Source organism: Streptomyces sp. NPDC096079 (assembly GCF_040303145.1).
In the GTDB taxonomy this organism is placed as follows: domain Bacteria; phylum Actinomycetota; class Actinomycetes; order Streptomycetales; family Streptomycetaceae; genus Streptomyces.
Map to the genome: position 1 here is coordinate 40,120 of NZ_JBEOST010000034.1, position 20,314 is coordinate 60,433.

At 73.7% G+C, this 20,314-nt stretch carries 23 protein-coding genes; 11 read left to right on the forward strand and 12 right to left on the reverse strand.

From position 1 onward, the window contains the following. Window positions 1-10: 10 nt before the first annotated feature. Together ABTY59_RS35790 and ABTY59_RS35795 are read right to left on the reverse strand one after the other, a co-directional pair. Window positions 11-895, reverse strand: a complete 885-nt coding sequence (locus ABTY59_RS35790) for an SDR family NAD(P)-dependent oxidoreductase (RefSeq protein ID WP_352023329.1) — start codon at window positions 893-895, stop codon at window positions 11-13. Next, a complete protein-coding gene (locus ABTY59_RS35795) occupies window positions 895-1,692 on the reverse strand; it encodes an acetoacetate decarboxylase family protein (protein ID WP_352023330.1) in 798 nt (265 codons plus the stop codon). The genes ABTY59_RS35790 and ABTY59_RS35795 overlap by 1 nt, the downstream gene beginning before the upstream one ends. Window positions 1,693-1,788: 96 nt before the next feature. Here ABTY59_RS35795 and ABTY59_RS35800 point away from each other — a divergent pair, with 96 nt between their 5' ends. From ABTY59_RS35800 to ABTY59_RS35825, 6 genes are all read left to right on the forward strand, one after another. Then, window positions 1,789-2,457: a TetR/AcrR family transcriptional regulator gene (locus ABTY59_RS35800; protein ID WP_352023331.1), complete on the forward strand. Its 669-nt coding sequence runs from the start codon at window positions 1,789-1,791 to the stop codon at window positions 2,455-2,457. Then, on the forward strand, window positions 2,454-3,428 hold the full coding sequence (locus ABTY59_RS35805) for a DEDDh family exonuclease (RefSeq protein ID WP_352023332.1): 975 nt from the start codon (window positions 2,454-2,456) through the stop codon (window positions 3,426-3,428). Before ABTY59_RS35800 ends, ABTY59_RS35805 begins: the two co-directional genes overlap by 4 nt. Before the next feature lie 63 nt (window positions 3,429-3,491). After that, window positions 3,492-3,725 (forward strand): metallothionein, encoded by a 234-nt coding sequence (locus tag ABTY59_RS35810; RefSeq protein ID WP_041128576.1) that lies wholly within the window; start codon window positions 3,492-3,494, stop codon window positions 3,723-3,725. 71 nt (window positions 3,726-3,796) lie between these two features. Next, complete coding sequence (locus tag ABTY59_RS35815) at window positions 3,797-4,612, forward strand: SURF1 family cytochrome oxidase biogenesis protein (RefSeq protein WP_352023333.1); 816 nt, start codon at window positions 3,797-3,799, stop codon at window positions 4,610-4,612. Between the two features lie 34 nt (window positions 4,613-4,646). Next, on the forward strand, window positions 4,647-6,431 hold the full coding sequence (locus tag ABTY59_RS35820; protein WP_352023334.1) for a glycoside hydrolase family 15 protein: 1,785 nt from the start codon (window positions 4,647-4,649) through the stop codon (window positions 6,429-6,431). A 4-nt stretch (window positions 6,432-6,435) separates the two neighbouring features. After that, a complete protein-coding gene (locus ABTY59_RS35825; protein ID WP_352023335.1) occupies window positions 6,436-7,191 on the forward strand; it encodes an SDR family oxidoreductase in 756 nt (251 codons plus the stop codon). Between the two features lie 112 nt (window positions 7,192-7,303). On the opposite strand, the gene amaP is transcribed toward ABTY59_RS35825, so the two are convergent. The 5 genes from amaP to ABTY59_RS35850 are packed head-to-tail and all read right to left on the reverse strand — an operon-like array spanning window position 7,304 to window position 9,639. Beyond that, window positions 7,304-7,891, reverse strand: a complete 588-nt coding sequence (amaP, locus tag ABTY59_RS35830; RefSeq protein ID WP_352023336.1) for an alkaline shock response membrane anchor protein AmaP — start codon at window positions 7,889-7,891, stop codon at window positions 7,304-7,306. Between the two features lie 30 nt (window positions 7,892-7,921). Next, complete coding sequence (locus tag ABTY59_RS35835) at window positions 7,922-8,560, reverse strand: DUF6286 domain-containing protein (protein ID WP_352023337.1); 639 nt, start codon at window positions 8,558-8,560, stop codon at window positions 7,922-7,924. Then, window positions 8,557-8,925, reverse strand: a complete 369-nt coding sequence (locus ABTY59_RS35840) for an Asp23/Gls24 family envelope stress response protein (RefSeq protein ID WP_352023338.1) — start codon at window positions 8,923-8,925, stop codon at window positions 8,557-8,559. Before ABTY59_RS35840 ends, ABTY59_RS35835 begins: the two co-directional genes overlap by 4 nt. Before the next feature lie 6 nt (window positions 8,926-8,931). After that, window positions 8,932-9,123: a hypothetical protein gene (locus tag ABTY59_RS35845; protein ID WP_189505666.1), complete on the reverse strand. Its 192-nt coding sequence runs from the start codon at window positions 9,121-9,123 to the stop codon at window positions 8,932-8,934. Between the two features lie 42 nt (window positions 9,124-9,165). Further along, a complete protein-coding gene (locus ABTY59_RS35850) occupies window positions 9,166-9,639 on the reverse strand; it encodes an Asp23/Gls24 family envelope stress response protein (RefSeq protein WP_352023339.1) in 474 nt (157 codons plus the stop codon). Window positions 9,640-9,730: 91 nt separating this feature from the next. On the opposite strand from ABTY59_RS35850, the gene ABTY59_RS35855 reads away from it, so the two are divergent. Further along, window positions 9,731-10,420: a hypothetical protein gene (locus ABTY59_RS35855; RefSeq protein ID WP_352023340.1), complete on the forward strand. Its 690-nt coding sequence runs from the start codon at window positions 9,731-9,733 to the stop codon at window positions 10,418-10,420. 219 nt (window positions 10,421-10,639) lie between these two features. Here the strand turns inward: ABTY59_RS35855 and ABTY59_RS35860 are convergent, their stop codons facing one another. From ABTY59_RS35860 to ABTY59_RS35870, 3 genes are all read right to left on the reverse strand, one after another. Further along, entirely contained in the window at window positions 10,640-11,440 is an 801-nt protein-coding gene (locus tag ABTY59_RS35860) for an enoyl-CoA hydratase/isomerase family protein (protein ID WP_352023341.1), read from the reverse strand. A 133-nt stretch (window positions 11,441-11,573) separates the two neighbouring features. Further along, window positions 11,574-11,795 carry a helix-turn-helix domain-containing protein gene (locus ABTY59_RS35865; protein WP_006123601.1) on the reverse strand — a complete coding sequence of 74 codons (222 nt, stop codon included), beginning with the start codon at window positions 11,793-11,795 and terminating at the stop codon, window positions 11,574-11,576. A gap of 374 nt (window positions 11,796-12,169) precedes the next feature. Continuing rightward, window positions 12,170-13,768: an ABC-F family ATP-binding cassette domain-containing protein gene (locus tag ABTY59_RS35870; RefSeq protein WP_352023342.1), complete on the reverse strand. Its 1,599-nt coding sequence runs from the start codon at window positions 13,766-13,768 to the stop codon at window positions 12,170-12,172. A gap of 269 nt (window positions 13,769-14,037) precedes the next feature. Here ABTY59_RS35870 and ypfJ point away from each other — a divergent pair, with 269 nt between their 5' ends. Both ypfJ and ABTY59_RS35880 read left to right on the forward strand, forming a co-directional pair. Next, window positions 14,038-14,928 carry a KPN_02809 family neutral zinc metallopeptidase gene (gene ypfJ, locus ABTY59_RS35875; RefSeq protein ID WP_352023343.1) on the forward strand — a complete coding sequence of 297 codons (891 nt, stop codon included), beginning with the start codon at window positions 14,038-14,040 and terminating at the stop codon, window positions 14,926-14,928. A gap of 58 nt (window positions 14,929-14,986) precedes the next feature. After that, on the forward strand, window positions 14,987-15,388 hold the full coding sequence (locus tag ABTY59_RS35880) for a VOC family protein (RefSeq protein ID WP_352023344.1): 402 nt from the start codon (window positions 14,987-14,989) through the stop codon (window positions 15,386-15,388). 190 nt (window positions 15,389-15,578) lie between these two features. Here ABTY59_RS35880 and ABTY59_RS35885 read toward each other — a convergent pair whose 3' ends face one another. Together ABTY59_RS35885 and ABTY59_RS35890 are read right to left on the reverse strand one after the other, a co-directional pair. Further along, window positions 15,579-16,994 (reverse strand): hypothetical protein, encoded by a 1,416-nt coding sequence (locus tag ABTY59_RS35885; protein WP_403543128.1) that lies wholly within the window; start codon window positions 16,992-16,994, stop codon window positions 15,579-15,581. Window positions 16,995-17,167: 173 nt separating this feature from the next. Then, entirely contained in the window at window positions 17,168-18,295 is a 1,128-nt protein-coding gene (locus ABTY59_RS35890; protein WP_352023345.1) for an alpha/beta hydrolase, read from the reverse strand. Window positions 18,296-18,702: 407 nt separating this feature from the next. Here ABTY59_RS35890 and ABTY59_RS35895 point away from each other — a divergent pair, with 407 nt between their 5' ends. Beyond that, window positions 18,703-19,974: an inorganic phosphate transporter gene (locus ABTY59_RS35895; protein ID WP_352023346.1), complete on the forward strand. Its 1,272-nt coding sequence runs from the start codon at window positions 18,703-18,705 to the stop codon at window positions 19,972-19,974. Window positions 19,975-19,990: 16 nt separating this feature from the next. Then, entirely contained in the window at window positions 19,991-20,212 is a 222-nt protein-coding gene (locus ABTY59_RS35900; RefSeq protein ID WP_352023347.1) for a hypothetical protein, read from the forward strand. The last annotated feature ends 102 nt before the right edge of the window (window positions 20,213-20,314 follow it).

Sequence of the window (20,314 nt, forward strand, 5' to 3'; positions counted from 1 at the left end):
GCTAAGCCCCTCAGTCGAGGATGAAGCTCTCCAGGTACGACGGGTTGGCGCGGTCGAGCATGGACCGCGAGCGCGCCCGGATCTGGCGGTCGCTGTGCTCGCTCTCCGGCAGCATCCAGAAGCGGTCGGCGCGGATGCCGTCGACGACGTGCTCGGCGACGTCCTCCACCGGTGTGAAGGTCACCTCGTGGCCGGCTTCCTTCATCGCGGCCTCGTACTGGTCGAGGCTGCGGTACGGAGACCGGCGCGGCTTCTGCTTGGCGTACCGCTCGGGCCGGTTGCGGTGCGACTCCCACAGGCCGGTGCGGAGCATGTGCGGGCCCGGGAAGAGGACGGAGGCGCCCACGCGCGCGTGCTCGGCCCTCAGGTGCGCGTACAGCGACTCGGTCATGGTGACGACGGCCGCCTTGGTGACCGCGTACACGGAGGCGGTGGGCAGCGGCGCGATGCCGCCGTCGCCGGAGGAGGTGTTCACGACGTGGCCGGGTTCGCCGCCCGCGAGCATGCGGGGGACGAAGGCCTGGATGCCGTGGAAGACGCCCCAGACGTTGACGGAGAAGGCCCATTTCCAGTCGTTGGGCTCGTGCTCCCACATGCGGCCCTCGGCGCCGGAGCCGACGCCCGCGTTGTTGCAGAGGACGTGGACGGCGCCGAAGGCCTCGTACGCGGCGTCGGCGAACGCCCGTACGTCCTCGGGGTCGGAGACGTCGACCGTCCGGGCGAGGACCTGCGCCCCGCCCGCCGCCAGCTCCTCGGCGGCCGCGTCCAGGGCGGGCCGCTCGACGTCCCCGAGGACGACGGCGAGTCCCTCCGCGGCGAAGCGGCGGGCCATCGCGAGCCCGATGCCGCTCGCCGCGCCCGTGACGACGGCGACCTGTCCCTCGCGCAGCTCCATCAGGCACTTCCTTCCGGGGGTCCGTCGAGGATCTGGAGCGGGTCGTCGTACCGCTGGTGGATGAAGGGCAGCAGGTCACGGGCGGAGACGCGTTCGGCGACCGTGCCCTTCTGGTCGGTGGTCTTCTCGCCGACGGTGATCTCGACGAGCCGGCGCACGGGCAGGTCGGCGATCGGGTCGTACATGGACTCGCGCAGGACCACGTCCCCGGTGATCCGCTCCAGCTTGCGCACCTTCTCGTTGCGGACGCAGTGGACGAGGACGGGGTCGGCGTCGAAGCCGGTGCCGTCGACGCCCGGGAGGAACTTGAAGTAGAAGTCGGTCTTCTCGACGGGCTCGGGCAGCGGCAGCGGCCCGGAGACCGCGCCGCGCACCTCCACGAAGGCGATGCCGTGGCGGGCGAGGGAGGCGTGCACGACGAGCCCGTCGCGCTCGACCGTGACCTCGCCGAGCTTCTTCGGCTCGCCGAAGACCTCGCGCCCGCCGATCAGGGCCCGCTCGTGGGTCATCGGCATGACCAGCGGGTACCAGCCCTCGCGGTCGCCGTGGGCGGCGGCCACGGCCACCGAGCCGGCGCCGAGCGGATAGCCGGGCAGGTCGACCTTGCTGATGTTGGCGCGCACGAGGGGGCGCGCGGTGGGCTTCAGCGGGGGCGGCAGGACCGCCGCCACGACGTCCGGATCGGTCTCCCAGACGGCGACCACACCGGTGGACCAGATGTCGGGGAGCTTGGCGGACCGCTCGCGGGCCGCCGCCGCCTCCGCGTCGCTGCGCGCCCCGTACCGTACTCGTGCCATGACGTACCACCCTTCGGGATCGTCGGCCTGTAACACAGTTACACCGCTGCCGCCGAAGGGTAAAGAGGTCTGCACGCAGAGGAGTTGGGGGAACGGATGGCACGCTCCGCGCTGACCCGCGACGAGGTCCTGGACACCGCGGCCGCCCTGGTGAGGGAGCACGGCCCGGACGCGCTCACGATGCGCCGGCTCGCCGCCGAGCTCGGCACGGCGGTCACCTCGATCTACTGGCACGTCGGAAACCGCGAGTCGCTCCTCGACGCCCTCGTGGCCCGCACGGTCGCCGACCTGGGCGCGATCCGGCCGCGGGGCGCGACGCCGGCGGAGCGGATGGTGTCGGTCGCCCGCGCGCTGCGGCGCGCGCTGCGCGAGCGCCCCCACCTGGTGGCGATGGTCCACGAACGGGGGCTGACGGAGCGCATGTTCCTGCCGGCCCAGCGCGCCCTGGTCCACGAGGCGCACGCGGCGGGACTGCGCGGGGCGCACGCGGCCCGGGCGGTCCGCGCCGTGCAGTTCCAGGTGGTGGGCTACGTCCTGGTGGAGCGCAACCGGGAGCGGGCCCCCGCCCAGTCCCCCGCCGAGGAGGAGCTGTGGCGCGGGGAGGACGCCGAGGCGGACGGGCCCCTCGCGCGCGCGCTGGCCGCGCCGATCGACACCGAACGGCTCTTCGCCGAGTCCGTACGGGCACTGGTGGACGGCCTGCTCGCGGACGTGTCCGGGGGCACCGGGGACGGAGGTGTCGGCTGCGGGCCGTATTCTCAGTGACCGTGTTTGACGACCGTACGACAGCAGCGATGTGGCCGGCCGCCTACCCGCAGGGGTACGCGGTCGTCGACGTGGAGACCACCGGACTCGCCCGAGACGACCGGATAGTGTCGGCTGCCGTCTACCGGCTGGACGCCCGGGGGAACGTCGAGGACCACTGGTACACCCTCGTCAACCCCGAGCGCGATCCGGGTCCGGTCTGGATCCACGGGCTGACCAGTGACGTCCTGGAGGGCGCGCCGCTCTTCCCGGAGATCGCCGCGGAGTTCGCGGCGCGCCTCGACGGACGGGTGCTCGTCGCGCACAACGCCATGTTCGACTGGCAGATGATCGCCCGGGAGTACGCGCGCGCCGAGTCCGCGGCGCCGGTGCGCCAGCGGCTGTGCACGATCGCGCTCGCCAAGGAGCTGTCGCTGCCGCTGCCCAACCACAAGCTGGAGTCGCTCGCCGCGCACTTCGGTGTCGTGCAGCAGCGCGCGCACAACGCGCTCGACGACGCCCGGGTGCTCGCCGAGGCCTTCCGGCCGAGCCTGCACGCGGCGGCCGAGCGGAACGTGCGCCTGCCGCTCCTGGAGTGCCGGCCGCTGACGGAGTGGGCCTCGACGCCGGCGCAGCCGCGGATCGGGCAGCAGTCCTCGTACCGGGCGGGCAGCTGGCGGCCCTCGCGGAAGCGCCCGCCGTGCCCGTACCCCAACCCCGGGCGGTACGAGTCGGACAAACCGCTCAAGCAGGGCATGCGGGTGGCCTTCTCCGGCGACACCTCCGTCGACCGCGAGCTCCTGGAGGACCGCACCGTCGAGGCCGGCCTGCACGTCGCCGGCAGCGTCTCGCGGCTGACCAGCCTGCTCGTCACCAACGACCCGGACTCCGCCACCTCCAAGACGCTCAAGGCCAGGTCCTTCGGCACCCCGGTCGTCGACGAGGCCGCCTACACGCAGCTGCTGCGGGACGTGACCCCGGCAGACGGGTGACACCCCCGCCCCGGCGGGCGCGCCGCGCTGCGCGGGTCCGCCGGGCGCTCCACCCTGTGGCGCATGGCACGTTGTGAGGTCTGCGGAAACGATTACGGCATGTCCTTCGAGGTTCATGCACAGGGCGCGATTCACGTCTTCGACTGCTTCGCCTGCGCCATCCACCGCATGGCGCCCATCTGCGAGCACTGCCGGGTCCAGATCATCGGACAGGGCGTCGAGGTCGAGGGCAGCTGGTACTGCGGCGGTCACTGCGCCCGCGCGGAGGGAAAGGTGGGCATCGTCGACAGGGTGTGACGCCGGACCGCTCGGGCCCCCCGCGGCACCCGCCGCGAGGGGGCCTTTCACCGCAATGTACCGTCGACGGCGTGTACCGCTTCCTGTTGTCCCGGCAGTGGGTGATCCTCACCCTCATCGCCCTCGCGCTCGTCCCCACGATGATCGAGCTGGGCTTCTGGCAGTTCCACCGGCACGAACACCGGGTCGCCCAGAACACCCTGATCGCGGACAACCTCAAGGCGAAGCCGCTCCCCGTCGAGCAGCTCACCTCCCCCGGACACACCGTCCCGCGCGCCGACTACTGGCGGCGGGTCTCCGCCACCGGAACCTTCGACACCGCCCACGAGGTGGTCGTCCGCCGTCGCACCTCCTCCGACGACCGGGTCGGCGTGCACGTCCTGACCCCGCTCGTGCTGCGCGACGGCAAGGTCGTCCTGGTCAACCGCGGCTGGATCCCGGCCGCCGCCGACCAGCACTCCTTCCCGCAGGTGCCGCCCGCCCCCAAGGGCGAGGTCACCGTCACCGGCCGGCTCAAGGCGGACGAGACGACCGGCGCCAGCGGCATCAAGGACCTGAAGGGTCTGCCGGACCGCCAGGTCATGCTCATCAGCAGCCGGCAGCAGGCCGAGCTCATCGGCCGCGAGGTGCTCGGCGGCTACCTGGAGCAGTCCGCTCCCGAACCGGCCGGCGGCACGCCCGAGCAGATCCCCGAGCCGGACCACGACTCGATCGGCGCCCACATGGCGTACGCCGTGCAGTGGTGGCTCTTCGCCGGCGGGGTACCCGTCGGCTGGGTGATCCTGGTGCGCCGGGAGAAGCGCGACCAGGAGGCCGGGACCGCCTCCGACGTCCCCGGATCCCCCGAACGCGAGCCCGCCGAGGCGCAGACCACTCCGTCCCTCTGATTGACCGTCGTCGCTTCCGGGAACAGCCCAAAGCGTGACGCAACGTATCGACGACTACGCCCTCATCGGCGATCTCCAGACCGCCGCGCTCATCGGCCGCGACGGATCGGTCGACTGGCTGTGTCTGCCCCGCTTCGACTCCGCCGCCTGCTTCGCCGCCATCCTCGGCGACGAGGACAACGGCCACTGGACGCTCGCGCCCAAGGGCGCCACGAGCTGCGCCTCCCGCCGCTACGCCGAGGACTCCCTGGCCCTGGAGACCTACTGGGAGACCAGGACCGGCACCGTCAAGGTCACCGACTTCATGCCCCAGCGGGACACGAGCCCCGACCTGATGCGGATCGTGGAGGGGATCAGCGGCAGCGTCGAGATGACCTCCGTGCTGCGGCTCCGCTTCGACTACGGCTCCATCGTGCCCTGGGTGCGCAGGGCCGACGGCCACCGGGTCGCGATCGCCGGGCCGGACTCGGTCTGGCTGCGCAGCGAGCCGGAGGTGAAGACCTGGGGGCAGCAGTTCTCCACCCAGTCCGCCTTCACCGTCGGCCCCGGCGAGAAGGTCGCCTTCGTCCTGACCTGGCACGCCTCCCACGAGCCGCGCCCCGACCTCGTCGACCCCTTCGAGGCCCTGGAGCAGTGCCTCGAGGACTGGCGCGCGTGGACGGCCCGCTGTACGTACCGGGGCCCCTACCGGGAGACGGTGCTGCGCTCCCTGATCACCCTCAAGGCGCTCACGTACGCCCCCACCGGCGGGATCATGGCCGCCCCCACCACCTCCCTGCCGGAGGAGGTCGGCGGCGTACGGAACTGGGACTACCGCGCCTGCTGGCTGCGCGACTCCTCGCTCACCCTCGGGGCGCTGCTCGCGGCCGGATACGACGAGGAGGCCGCCGCCTGGCGGGACTGGCTGCTGCGTGCGGTCGCCGGCGACCCCGCCGACCTGCAGATCATGTACGGCCCCGCCGGGGAGCGCCGGCTGCCGGAGACGAGCCTGCCCTGGCTGCGCGGCTACGCCGGCTCGGCGCCGGTCCGCACCGGGAACGCGGCGGTGGACCAGTTCCAGCTCGACGTGTACGGCGAGGTCATGGACTCCCTGCATCGCGCGCGCGTGGCCGGGATCCCGGCGGAGCGGCACGCCTGGAACCTCCAGCTGAGCCTGCTCGGCTTCCTGGAGTCCACCTGGCGGGAGCCCGACGAGGGCCTCTGGGAGGTGCGCGGGCCCCGCCGCCACTTCACCCACTCCAAGGTGATGGCCTGGGTCGCCGCCGACCGCGCCGTCCGCACCCTGGAGTCCGACCCCTCGCTGCCCGGGGACGCGGCGCGCTGGCGGGCGATGCGGGACGAGATCCACGCCCAGGTGTGCGCGCGGGCGTACGACCCGGTGCGGAACACCTTCACCCAGGCGTACGGCTCGTCCGAGCTGGACGCCGCCACCCTCCTCATCCCGCAGGTCGGCTTCCTGCCGCCGGACGACCCCCGGGTGGTGGGGACCGTGGACGCCGTGCGGGACGAGCTGACGCACGGCGGGTACCTGCGCCGGTACAGCGCCGACTCGACGGCCGTGGACGGGCTGCCGGGCGAGGAGGGGACCTTCCTGGTCTGCTCGTTCTGGCTGGCGGACGCGCTGCGGCTGACCGGGCGCGCCGAGGAGGCCCGCGAGCTCTTCGAGCGGCTCGTCGCCCTCACCAACGACGTGGGGCTCCTGGCGGAGGAGTACGACCCGGTGGCACGACGTCAGCTGGGCAACTTCCCGCAGGCGTTCAGCCACATCGGACTCGTGGGGACCGCCATCGCGCTCGGCGGCGGGGAGACGGCAGGATAGCCCCATGGATCTGGGACTGAAGGACCGTGTGTACGTGGTGACCGGTGCGACGCGGGGGCTCGGCCGGGCCTCGGCCGAGGCGCTGCTCGCCGAGGGCGCGAAGGTGCTGATCACCGGGCGCGAGGAGAAGACCGTCGCCGAAGCGGTGGCGGAGCTGGGCGAGGGCGCGGCGGGGATCGCGGCCGACAACACCGACCCGGGGACCCCGACCCGGCTGATCGCCGAGGCGCGGGCCCGGTTCGGCGGCTTCGACGGCATCCTCATCAGCGTCGGCGGCCCGGCGCCCGGCTTCGCCGCGGACAACACCGACGAGGAGTGGGCCGCCGCCTTCGACACGGTCTTCCTGGGGGCGGTACGGCTGGCCCGCGCGGCCTCCGAGACCCTCGGCGAGGGCGGGGTCATCGGCTTCGTGCTGTCCGGCTCCGTGCACGAGCCGATTCCGGGCCTGACCATCTCCAACGGGCTGCGCCCGGGGCTCGCCGGCTTCGCCAAGTCGCTCTCCGACGACCTGGGCCCGCGCGGGATCCGGGTGATCGGTCTGCTGCCGAGCCGCATCGACACGGACCGGGTCCGCTCCCTGGACGCGCTCTCCGGCGACGCGGACGCGACCCGCGCGGCGAACGAGCTCACGATCCCGCTGCGCCGCTACGGCACCCCGGAGGAGTTCGGGCGCACGGCGGCGTTCCTGCTCTCGCCGGCAGCCTCGTACCTGACGGGCCTGATGCTGCCGGTGGACGGCGGGGCGCGCTCCGGGTTCTGACGCCCGGCCGGACGGCGGGTCTCGCTGGGTTCCGACGCCCGGCCGGACGGCGGGGCGCGCTCCGGGTTCCGACGCCCGGCCGGACGGCGGGGCGCGCTCCGGGTCGCGGCGGTCAGGCGACCCGGCGGGCGCGGTGCTTCACCGCGCGCAGGCGGGCCTCGGTGGGCAGGGCGGTCAGCCCCGCCGACGTACGGGCGTGGGCGAGGGCCTCGGTGCTCAGCGCGGTCAGGGCGTCGCCCGGGGAGGCGTACGGCTCCAGGGACAGCACGACGCGGGTCCTGGGGGCGCCCCGGCGGCCGGTGAGGGAGACCTTGGCCCGGGACACGCCGTCCTGCGCGGTGGCGTCCGCCTCCAGGACGCCCTCCAGGGCCCGGCCCCGCAGCACCGCGGCCTCGCCGTCGCCGGTGTCGACGAGGACCTCGGCGAGCCGGGCGCGCCGGAACTGGGCGAGGAGCCACCACAGGGCGAGCAGCACGATGACGCCGAGGACGGCGATGACCACCGGCCACCACCAGCTCTCGTCCCGCCAGCGCTGCCGCCGGGCCGTGGAGAGCAGGACGTCGGAGGGGCCCGACCAGGGCCACCAGGACGGTACGGGCAGGTCGACGGCGGCCGCGAGGACGGCGCCGCCGCCGAGCACGAGGAGCAGCCCGGCGAGCCCGAGCAGGACGCGGTTGACGCGCCGGAGGACGACGGTCATGCGGCGTTCCCTCTCCGCTGGTTCACGGTCTCAGTCCTTCCGGGGCGGCCGGGCCACCCGTACCGTCGACGCGGGCGGGTGGGCGAGGCCGAGCTCGTCGACGCCCTGGGCGAGCACCGACGCCACGTCGGCCCGGACCTCGTCGAGGGCCCGGAAGTGGGAGACCGCCCGCACGGTGACCTTGGAGCGGCGGACGCGCACCCGGACGGACTGCACCCCGGAGACCTCCATGACGCGGTCCCGCAGGGTGAGGGCGGCGGCCTCGCGGTCGAGGCCCGCCCGTACGTCGGTGTGGTCGCGGCGCATCGGCAGGACGGCGCGCAGCCCGGGGGTGGCGGCCAGGACGAGCAGCCAGACGCCGAGCACGACGGCGGCGGCCGCGCCGGCGACGATCACGACGTCGTCCAGCGGGCGGGTCGCGAGGGCGTGCGCGAGCCGGCGCCGCCAGTCCATCGCGGGACGGTCGGCCCGTACGGCCGCGACGTCGTAGAGCAGCAGTCCGGCGCCGCCGAGGACGACGGCGGCGACCAGGGCGGCGGGGATCCGGCGGACCGCCCAGAAGCGGCGGACGCGGCGCGCCGGGGCATCCGCCGGGAGGGTCTCCGCGGGGTGGCCGGCGCCGGACGGGGGCCTCGGCTCGGACGGGGGCCTCGGCTCGGTGGTGGTCATGCGAGGCGGCCCCTCGGCGTGGTGTGGCGGGTGTGCGCCGAGTGGAGGCGCTCGACGTGGACGGTCACCTCGTGGACCTCCAGGCCGACGAGCTCCTCCACGCGCGTGCGTACCCGGCTCCGGACGGCGCCGCACCGGCGGCCGACGTCGGTGGGGTAGTCCAGGTCGAGGCTCACCGCGACGTGCGCGATCTCCCGGTGGACGGAGACCGAGGCGTGCGGCTTCGAGCCCCCCTCGGGGACGGCGTCCAGGGCCTCTCTGGCCGCCTGGGCGGCGATCTTCGCGACGACCCGGTCGGCGATGGTGGTCGCCCCCCGGTCACGCGTCCCGTCCCGTACCGGGCCGTCTGCCAGGTCCGTCGCCACCCCCGGTCACCGCCGCCGGTCGCCGCGCTCGCGCCCCCGGAACAGATCTCCGGGTTCGAGATCGCCGTCGAGGAAGCGTCCGGCCACGAAGCCGATCGCTCCGAGCGCCGCGACCAGTACGAACGCCCCGAAGCCACCGAAGTATCCGGCGAAGCCGAGAGCCATGCCGGCCACCAGGCCGACCACCGCCATGCTCATTCCGAGCCCCTTTCCTGGCCGCTGTCTCCGGCGTTCCGGCGCCTACTGGAGCCGGGACTCCGGTTCCTCGTCCTCTTCCTCGGGCAGCTTCACGTCGCTGACCGCGATGTTGACCTCGACGACCTCCAGGCCCGTCATCCGCTCCACGGCGGAGATGACGTTCTCCCTGACGTCGCCGGCGACATCGGCGATGGAGACGCCGTAGTCGACGACGATCTCCAGGTCGAGCGCGGTCTGCACCTCGCCGACCTCGGCCTTCACCCCCCGGGTGACGCTGGACTTGCCGCCGCCTCCGCCGGGGACCCGGTCGCGGACGGCTCCGAAGGTGCGGGAGATGCCGCTGCCCATGGCGTGGACGCCGACGACGTCGCGCGCGGCGAGTCCGGCGATCTTCTCCACGACGCCGTCGGCGATCGTGGTCCGGCCCCGCACGGCCGGAGCGCCACCGCCTCGCTTGGTCACCGAGGTGCGGCGCGGTTCGTCCGGCGCTTCTCCGGAGTGCATGCTTTCCGTCATCGTTCAGCCCCTTCTGCCCTGTTTCGGGGTTCTTCGCCCACATTAAGGGCGCTTGCCCCGATCCGCCCCGGGGATGCGGCAGGCTGGGGGAATGACGACGGCTGAGAGTTGGACGGCGGCGGTACGGGACCGCCTCGCGCCGGGCAGGCTGCTGCCGCTCGGGGCGGCGGGGGACGGCGCGTGGATCACCGAGCGCGCGGCGCGGGGCGTCCTCGACCCGGCCGCCGCGGCGGTGCGGGGCGTGGTGCCCGGCGAGCTGCGGATCGGGCCCGATCCGCTGGCCGGCGAGGACCGGGACGGGCGGGAGCCGCCCTTTCCGGTGCCGGCGGGCGGTCTCGGTCCTGGGCCGCTGAGGATCACCGCGGACTTCGGGGCGGTGGCGGGCCGGCCCCTGCCGGAGCTGGCCGAGGAGCTGCGGGCGGTCCTGCTCGGGGCGGCGCGCGAGGGCCTCGGGCTGCGCGTGGCGGCCGTGGACCTGCGGGTGACGGAGCTGCTCGACGCGGAGCCGCCGGAGGCGGGACCCGCCGCTCCCCCGCCGGTGCGCCCCGCTCCGGCGACGGACGATCCGGTGGCCCTGGCGGTCCTGCGGGTCGAGGGCGTGGCGGGGGTGACCGACGTCTGGGGGCCGCCGGTGCGCCGGGGCCGGGACGAGGTGCGGGTGGAGCTCGCCGTGACGGCCGGTCACCGCCCGCTGGACGTGGCCCGCGCCGCCCGGAGCGCCGCGACCGCGGCCGCCGAGGGGGCGACCGCGGTCACGGTGCTGGTGTCGGAACTGCGCTGAACGCACGCGCCGGGCGCGCCCGTCGGACCGTGGGCGCGCGTGCACCTGCCGAGGCGGGGGCGCGCCGGACCGGACGGAGGCCCGGGACGCCCGCCGGACCGGAGGGAGGCCCGGGACGGCGCCGGACCGGAGGGAGGCCCCGGACGCGCGCCGGACCGGACGGAAGCCCGGGACGCCCGCCGGACCGGAGGGCGACCCGGGAAGCGCGCGGCCGGGGCGTCAGTCGCCGAGGCCCGCCAGGTCGCGCAGGCGGCGGGCCTGGGCGGCGCGCTCGGCGGTGCGCTGCTCCTCGTAGGAGCGGCCGGAGACGCCCTGGAGCAGCGCCTTGGTCTCGGTGACGGCGTCGCGGGGCGCCGCGAGCAGGGCGGCGCTGAGGTCCCGTACCGCCGCGTCGAGCTCCTCGGCGGGCACGGACAGGTTGGCGAGACCGATGCGCTCGGCCTCCTCCGCGTGCACGAAGCGGCCGGTGGCGCAGATCTCCAGCGCGCGGGCGTAGCCGACGAGCGAGACGAGCGGGTGCGTCCCGGTGAGGTCCGGGACGAGGCCCAGGCTGGTCTCGCGCATGGCGAACTGCACGTCCTCGGCGACGACCCGCAGGTCGCAGGCGAGGGCGAGCTGGAAGCCCGCACCGATGGCATGGCCCTGGACGGCCGCGATCGACACGAGGTCGCTGCGGCGCCACCAGGTGAACGCCTCCTGGTACTCGGCGATGACCGCGTCGAGGTCCGCGTCGGAACCGCGCGCGAGATCGAGGAAGGACGGCTCGCCGTCGAAGCCCTCGGGCGTGAACGCCTGCCGGTCGAGTCCGGCGGAGAAGGACTTGCCCTCGCCGCGCAGAACGACGACCCGCACGCTGCCGGGCAACGACCGGCCGGCTTCCGTCAACGCCCGCCACAGAGCGGGAGACTGGGCGTTGCGCTTCGCCGGGTTGGTCAGGGTCACCGTGGCAACGGCGTCCTCGACGGTGAGCCGTACACCGTCCTTGTCGAATACGAGCTCAGAGTCGTCGAGCGTAGTCATGGGGGCGCCTCCGGTTCCGGTGCAGCACGGCATGCGACATGCTAAGTGACTGCACAGTAACCACCCGGTCGACCGCAGGACCGACCGGGTGCCCACCGGGAGGTCCCGGCGGGCCGGTCGAGCCGCCCCGATGTCAGGCCGAGGCCGCCTTCTTGCCCCGTGTCGCTCCGCCGCGTCCACGCAGCGTGACTCCGGACTCGCTCAGCATCCGGTGGACGAATCCGTAGGAGCGGCCGGTTTCCTCGGCCAGCGCCCGGATGCTCGCACCGGAGTCGTACTTCTTCTTCAGGTCTGCCGCGAGCTTGTCGCGCGCGGCGCCGGTCACCCGGCTGCCCTTCTTCAGAGTCTCGGCCACCCGTGCCTCCTCATGGGAAGTGCGCTCTGGACTTCTCATGATCACCCCTCCCGTGCGTCCTGGCCACCCATTCGACAAGGTCCGTGCCGCCGGGTTTGTGGACGAGTACGCCGTCATCACGAACGGAAGCAGGTATTCCGCACGAGACAGAAGCCACCTCAGGACCGTTCGATCCGGGAAGTGCCAGGTCAGCGCGTCTGTGGGAACACACGTACGGCACGGGTCTGCCGGAAGGATTCGGCAGAGCACCGCGCCGGGATGTACGAGAGACCCTCACTCAGATGAAGGATCACCCATGAGCCGAATGATCCAGCCCGGGATGATCACCCAGGGCTCCGCGGGGCACCGCGGGCCCCGGAGAACCGGCCGGAAGGTCAGGCGAGGGCCACCAGGTCCGCGTAGTCCGCGCCCCACAGGTCCTCGACGCCGTCCGGAAGCAGGATGATCCGCTCCGGGTCGAGCGCCTCCACGGCACCCTCGTCGTGGGTGACGAGGACGACGGCGCCCTTGTACGTGCGCAGCGCGCCGAGGATCTCCTCGCGGCTGGCCGGGTCCAGGTTGTTGGTGGGCTCGTCGAGGAGCAGCACGTTGGCGGAGGAGACGACGAGGGTCGCGAGCGCGAGCCGGGTCTTCTCACCACCGGAGAGCACACCCGCCGGCTTGTCGACGTCGTCACCGGAGAACAGGAAGGAACCGAGCGTCTTGCGCACGTCGACGAGGTCGAGGTCGGGCGCGGCCGAGCGCATGTTCTCCAGGACGGTCCGCTCCGGGTCGAGCGTCTCGTGCTCCTGGGCGTAGTAGCCGAGCTTCAGGCCGTGGCCCGGGGTGACCTCGCCGGTGTCGGGCTGCTCGACCCCGCCGAGGAGCCGCAGCAGGGTCGTCTTGCCGGCGCCATTGAGGCCGAGGATGACGACGCGCGAGCCCTTGTCGATCGCGAGGCTCACATCGGTGAAGATCTCCAGCGAGCCGTAGGACTTGGAGAGCCCCTCGGCCGTCAGCGGGGTCCTGCCGCAGGGCGCCGGCTCGGGGAAGCGGAGCTTGGCGACCTTGTCGGAGACGCGCACCGCCTCCAGGCCGGAGAGCAGCCGCTCGGCACGCTTGGCCATGTTCTGCGCGGCGACGGTCTTGGTCGCCTTGGCGCGCATCTTGTCGGCCTGCGAGTTGAGCGCGGCGGCCTTCTTCTCGGCGTTCTGGCGCTCGCGCTTGCGGCGCTTCTCGTCGGCCTCGCGCTGCTGCTGGTAGAGCTTCCAGCCCATGTTGTAGACGTCGATCGTGGAGCGGTTGGCGTCCAGGTAGAAGACCTTGTTCACCACGGTCTCGACCAGGTCGACGTCGTGGGAGATGACGATGAAGCCGCCGCGGTAGGTCTTCAGGTAGTCGCGCAGCCAGATGATCGAGTCCGCGTCGAGGTGGTTCGTGGGCTCGTCGAGGAGCAGGGTGTCGGCGTCCGAGAAGAGGATCCGGGCGAGCTCGACGCGGCGGCGCTGACCACCGGAGAGGGTGTGCAGCGGCTGGCCCATGACCCGGTCGGGCAGGCCCAGGGCGGCGGCGATGGTGGAGGCCTCCGCCTCGGCCGCGTACCCGCCCTTGGTCAGGAACTCGGTCTCCTGGCGCTCGTACTGCCGCAGCGCCTTGTCACGGGTGGCGCCGGCGCCGGTGGCGATGCGCTCCTCGTTCATCCGCATCTTCTTGATGAGGACGTCGAGACCGCGGGCGGACAGGATGCGGTCACGGGCCAGGACGTCGAGGTCGCCGGTGCGCGGGTCCTGCGGGAGGTAGCCGACCTCGCCGGAGCGGGCGATGGAGCCGGCGGCCGGCTGGCCCTCGCCCGCGAGGCACTTGGTGAGGGTGGTCTTGCCCGCTCCGTTGCGGCCGACGAGGCCGATGCGGTCGCCCTTGGCGACGCGGAAGGAAGCGGATTCGATGAGGACTCGGGCGCCGGCGCGCAGCTCGATGCCGGAAGCGGTGATCACGGACAGACTCCAGGGCGGTGGGAAACGGCGGAAGGACGACTGGTGGCGGGCTTCGACGCCGCTAATGCACCCAAAGGAGAATGGCCATGCGGCCAGTCTAACGGGCGCCTGCAACTGGTTTTCGGCCGCGCGGGGGACGGAACGCGGAATCGGTCCTTTCTCACATTCCCGCCGATGCTTCCCAAAAGGGGCGACCCAGGGGAGATCGTTCGATACTCGGCGCAGGGTGGCGGCCACTGCCGCGACAGCGACGCGGAGGGTGGTGGACCGTGCAGTTCGACGACGACGCCGACCTGGACACCTCGGAGGTACGGGACGTCCGGAACAGCCGCATCCCGGGCGGCAGGGCGACCGTCGGCGGCGGCATCATCGGCCTCATCGCCCTCGTCCTCGGCGTGCTCTTCGGGGTGGGCCCCGACCAGCTCGGGCTCTCCTCGGGTGGCGACGAGCCGGCCGCGAGCTCCTCGGGCGCCGCCCAGGTCGACCGGAGCTGCAAGAAGGGCGCGGACGCCAACACGCGCCAGGACTGCCGGATCGTCGCCGTCGTCAACAGCGTCCAGGACTACTGGCGGAGCGAGTACCGGCGCCGGGGCGGCACCTACGTGCCCGCCACCACCGTGATGTTCACCCAGCGGGTCGGCACCGCCTGCGGCACCGCCACCTCCGCGGTGGGGCCCTTCTACTGCCCCGGCGACCGGCAGGTCTATCTGGACCTGGGCTTCTACGACGAGCTCCGGACCAGGTTCGGGTCGAGCGGCGGCCCCTTCGCCCAGGCGTACGTCGTGGCGCACGAGTACGGGCACCACATCCAGAACCTGATGGGGACCCTGAGCCGCGCCCAGGACGGACGGACCGGCGCGAACTCCAACGCCGTGCGGGTCGAGCTCCAGGCCGACTGCTACGCCGGGGTCTGGGCGCGGCACGCCACGACCACCCCCGACGACAGGACGGGCCGGCTGCTGCTCACCCGGCTCACCGACGAGGACATCCGGGAGGGCCTGGACGCGGCGGCCGCCGTGGGAGACGACCGGATCCAGGAGCGGTTCCAGGGCCGGGTGACCCCCGAGACCTGGACGCACGGCTCGGCGGCACAGCGGCAGCAGTGGTTCTACGAGGGGTACCGGACGGGCGACATGGCCCGGTGCAACACCTTCCGCTGAGTTGTCGGCGGCGGCTGCCAGACTGAGATCCAGGTCACATCGAGAGGAAGTGATCGGGATGGCTGGGACCCCCGACATCTGTCCGGCGCTGCGGTACGCGGACGCGAAGGCCGCGATCAAACAGCTCACGGAGGGCTTCGGCTTCGCCGAGCACGCCGTGTACGAGGGCGAGGACGGCCGCGTCATGCACGCCGAGCTCACCTGTGGGAACGGGATGGTGATGCTCGGCAGCAAGGGCAGCGGCACCGCCTTCGACAAGCTGATGGCCGACGGCGGGCCGACCGCGGTGTACGTCCGCGTGGACGACGTGGACGAGCACCACGCCCGCGCGGTGGCGCACGGCATCGAGATCGTGATGCCGCCGACGGACCAGGAGTACGGCTCCCGCGACTACACGGCCCGGGACGTCGAGGGCAACGTGTGGAGCTTCGGCACGTACGCCCCCGGCGCAGCCGGGTAGGCCCGGGGGGCGGCTCCCCCCGGGGGGGTGAACCCGGGGAGGGCTCTTCCGGCCGGGGTCACGGTCAGGCTCCCCCGGTCCGGGTCACGGTCAGGCTCCCCCGGTCCGGGTCACGGTCAGGCCCTTCCGGACCCGGGCCCGCTCATGCCCCGGCCCTGTCACGGTCAGCCCCTTCCGGACCCGGGCCCGGTCAGGATCCCCCGGTGTGGACCTGGAAGGCGGCCCGGCGGACCGCCTTCGCCAGGGCCGGGTCCGGGTGGGCCGCGGCCAGGGCGACCAGGACCTGCACGGTACGGGGGTGGCCGACGGCCCGGACCTCGTCGAGCAGCGCCGGGACGGTGCCCTGCACGGCGGAGTCGAGGTGCCGGACCAGCAGCTCGCTCTCGCCGTGGTCGGCCACGGCCGCGGCGGTGTCGACCCAGAGCCAGGTCGACTCCTCCCGGGTCAGCACCTCCTGGGCGTCGTCGGGGTCGGCCCCCTCGTACTCGGCGAGCCAGAGCAGCGCGTACGGGCGCAGCGAGGGCTCGGCGACGGTGGCCCGCACCTCGGTCTCCGCCGGCGCCCCGACCACGCGGAGCGCCTCGAAGGCGAGCCCGCGCAGGAGCGCGTCCTCGCCGCGGGCCACGGCGAGGAGCTCGCCGACGGCGCTGGAGAGAGTGCGGGCCGCGAGCCAGGCGCGGTACTCGTCGCGGGCCGGGCCGGGGGTGAGCCGGGCGCAGCCGCGGAGCATGTCCTCGGCGGACTGCTCGATGTTGCCCGCGGGGCTCTGCGCGGCGACGCAGATCTGCTCCAGCTTGACCCAGACCGCCCAGTTGCCCAGCGGGGTCAGGGTGGCGTGGCGCTCGTCGGTGCCGGGGTCGAGGGTGAGCGCGCCGACGGCGGCCAGGCCCTCCAGGGCCCAGTCGAGCAGGGCGGGCAGCCCGTCGACGGCGGGGGCGGGGGCGTCCGCCGCCTCGGCCGCCGGGACGTCCTCGGGGACCTCGCAGCGCTCCTCGCGGAGCTCCTCGACGCGCTGGCCGAGGAGGTCGAGGAGGGCGGGGACGAGGACCGGGCCCTGGGAGAGCTGGAGCAGCGAGAGCACCTGCGGGACGGCCTCGACCACCTCGGCGACGGCGCTCGGCGCGACGCCCTCGGGGGCCGGGTGGACCAGGGACCAGGCGTCGAAGAGGGCGACCCAGCCGCGCAGGACGGCGGAGTCGTCGCGGTCCCAGGCGTGCAGCCGCCAGCCGGGGCGGGCGGTGTCGCCGTGCAGCTCGACGAGCCCGGCGAGCCGGGCGCGGTCCCAGCCGGCCCGGATCTGGCCGGGCGTCAGGTCGAGTGCGGCCGCGGCCCGTTCCTGGGCGGGGGCGGCTCCGGGGCCGCTGCGGGGTGCGGTGTCCGGGCCGTGGTCGACGGCGGCCCAGCGGGCGATCCGTACGGCGTCGGCGAGGACGTGCCGGGCCTGACGGGCGAGCTCCGCACGGGGCGGAGTGCCCTCGGGCGGCCGCGGCGCCGGCCGGGTGCGCCGGGTCGTCACCGCCCGTCGGGCGGTGGCCAGCGCCCGCGGGCGGACGAGTCGGAGTCTGGAGTTGCGCGCCAATGGTTCATCGGGCTTTCGAGACGTCACGGGGGCAGTCTTCCCGCTGACGGCCCGAAAGCCCAATCGGAATCGGACGCCCCGTCGGATCGGGCGCCGCGACGGCCTCGGTGACAGGGTCGGCGACCGGCTCGGAGGCGGGGTCCGCGACCGGCTCGGAGGCGGGGTCCGCGGCCGGCTCGGAGGTGGGCTCGGTGGCGGCCTCAGAGCAGGGGGGTGAGGAAGCGGCGCAAGGCCTCCTCGTAGCGGACCGGGTCGGCGTTCCACATCGCGGCGTGGGGGGCGTGCCGCACGGTCTGCAGGCTGACGAGATCGGGGCGGCGCGCGGCGAGTTCCACGGAGGGTTCGAAGGGGGCGATCGTGTCGTCGGGGCCGTGGAAGAGGAGGACGGGCACGCGCAGGGCGTCCGGCTCCGACACGGTCCGGAGGAGGTCGGGGTGCGGGCCCGTCCTGCCCTGGGCGGCGCGCACGGCGAGCGGGAGCAGGGGCCCCGGGACGTGGCGGGCCGCCGCGAGGTTGCGGAGGGTCGCCTCCCAGTCGAGGACCGGGGAGTCGAGGACCAGGCCGCCGATCCGGTCCCGGACGCCGGACTCGGCGGCGGCCCGCAGGGCCATCGAGGCGCCGGTCCCCCAGCCGTACAGGACGACCTTCCGGGCGCCCCGGCGGACGGCGTAGCGGAGGGCGGCGTCGACGTCCCGCCACTCGGACCCGCCGAGGTGGGCGAGGCCGTCCGGGGAGGCGGGCGCGCCCTCGTCGCCCCGGTAGGCGGGGACGAGGACGGGGATCTTGCGGCGGTTGAAGAAGGGGACCAGGTTGAGCGGGTGCTCCCGGGTGGTGCCGAGCCCGTGCAGGGCGATGACCCAGGTGGTGCGGGGGCCGGCCACGAGCCAGGCGGGCAGGGGGCCGAGTTCGCCGGGGATCTCGACGTCCTCCTGGGCGAGCCCGAGGGCGCTCATCGGGGTGCCCCGGTGCAGCTGGGGGGTGAGCCGGACGCGGGCGCCGGGGCCGAGGGCGCCGAGCTCGACCCGTTCCAGGCGGCGGACGACGGTGTCGGCGGTGTGCGGGACCCGTTCGAGGACGGGGCCGAGGACGGCGTGCAGGTCGGGGCCCTCCATCCCGTACGTGCCGGGGCGCAGCGAGGCGAGGCTGCGGGTGAGGGTGACCCGTTCGGGTCCCGTGGCGTGCACGGTGAGCCGGGGGTCTCCGGGCAGTGGTCGTCCGGACGGCACCTTGAGGGCGACGTCGCTGGCGTACCGGCCGGCCGCGATCACGGCCGCGCCGACACCGATCAGGGTGGTGACGGCCGCTGCCGTCGCTGTAGCCGGGCGCACGCTCCCAGTGTCGGCAGGGCGGGGTGGGGCTGCCACCCGACGGACCCGGATGGATCCGGACGGGCCCGTTCCGCCGGGACGCCGTCGCCCGGGCCGGCCGAACCGGAGGGGCGCCCGGTCGAGTGACATGGGTCTCCTCGCGGGGGTCCCCCGGTCGGATGGTTCTGTCCAGGGAGCGGAACGGGGTGGGCGGGGAGGAACCGGGGCAGGTCGTATGTGCCCGGAGAGGGCCCGGATTACCCGTGGTCGTCCGGTGACCGCATCGTGGACACCCGCCACTCCGGGACCACAAGCGGAATCATCTGGCACCAGTTGGAGACACCACGCCGCCTGCCCCAGTTCACCTTCCGTTCACCCAGGTTGCCTACGTTCGTCGAGCCACTGACGTCAAACGATTGCCTGGGTAAATGGAACACATCACGCTGCTGCTCGCCATTGTGGTCGTGACAGCTCTCGTGTTCGATTTCACGAACGGTTTCCACGACACCGCCAACGCGATGGCCACGACCATCTCGACCGGTGCTCTCAAGCCCAAGACGGCGGTGGCCATGTCCGCCGTGCTGAACCTCGTCGGCGCGTTCCTGTCCGTGGAGGTCGCCAAGACGATCTCCGGCGGGATCATCAACGAAGAGGGCATTCGTACAGAAGTGATCTTCGCGGCGCTCGTGGGCGCCATCCTGTGGAACCTGCTGACCTGGCTCCTCGGGCTGCCGTCCAGCTCGTCCCACGCCCTCTTCGGCGGCCTCATCGGCGCCGCGGTCATGTCGGCCGGCTGGTCCGCCGTGAACGCCCCGACCATCGTCACCAAGGTCCTCATCCCGGCCGTCGCCGCGCCCATCGTCGCCGGTCTCGCCGCGATGCTGGCCACGCGTCTGACGTACAAGATCGGCGCGAAGACCGACGAGAAGCACACCGCCAAGGGCTACCGCGTCGGCCAGATCGCCTCCGCCGGCCTCGTCTCCCTCGCCCACGGCACCAACGACGCCCAGAAGACGATGGGCATCATCACCCTCGCCCTGGTCACGCAGGGCGTCGTCGCCCCCGGCTCGAACCCGCCCCTGTGGGTCATCGTCTCCGCCGGTGTGGCGATCGCGCTCGGCACCTACCTCGGCGGCTGGCGCATCATCCGCACCATGGGCAAGGGCCTCACCGACCTCCGGCCGCAGCAGGGCTTCGCCGCCCAGACCAGCGCCGCCACGGTCATCCTCGCCTCCTCGCACCTCGGCTTCTCCCTCTCCACCACCCAGTCCTGCTCGGGTGCCGTGATGGGTGCCGGTCTCGGCCGCAAGGGCGGTGTCGTCCGCTGGTCGACCGCGACCCGGATGTTCGTCGCCTGGGGCCTGACGCTGCCGGCCGCCGGCCTCGTCGGCGCCGGCGCCGAGTTCCTCACCAAGCAGGGCCCCTGGGGCATCGTGGCCGTCGCGGTCCTCCTCGTCGCCGGCTCGGCCGTGATCTGGTCGCTGTCCCGCCGCAAGCCGGTCGACCAGCACAACGTCACGGCCGACGACCTCGACGGCGACGCCGAGCCCGCGGGCGTCGTGACCACCGCGATCGCGGCCGTCACCCCGCCGCCGGCCGGTTCCGTCGCCGCCGTCGCGGACGAGGACCTGAAGACCACCATCCCCGCGCCGGTCCCCACGGACCCGGCCGCTCCGCCGGCCCCCGCCGCCGCGGTCTAAGGAACTGGAACCAAGCATGAAGATCGACTGGGCAGCCCTCGGCTCCGTGTTCGGAGTCAGCCTCGTGACGACCGTCGCCCTCGTGGGCCTCTTCACCCTCGGTGTCATCGGCCTCTCCAAGCAGGAGCAGGCCGCCGCCCAGGGCGGCTCCGCCACCCTGGCCCGCACCGGCGCCTACGCCGCCTTCGGCCTGTGCCTCGCGGCCGTGGCGTACGGCATCTACCTGATCGTCGCCTGACGCGACGAGCACGTTACGGGGTGCTGATCAAATCCGGCGTGTGGGCCGTCCGGGTGATGTTCCGGCGGGGCTGCTGCGGGCCGGTTCCCCAGATCGCGAGCT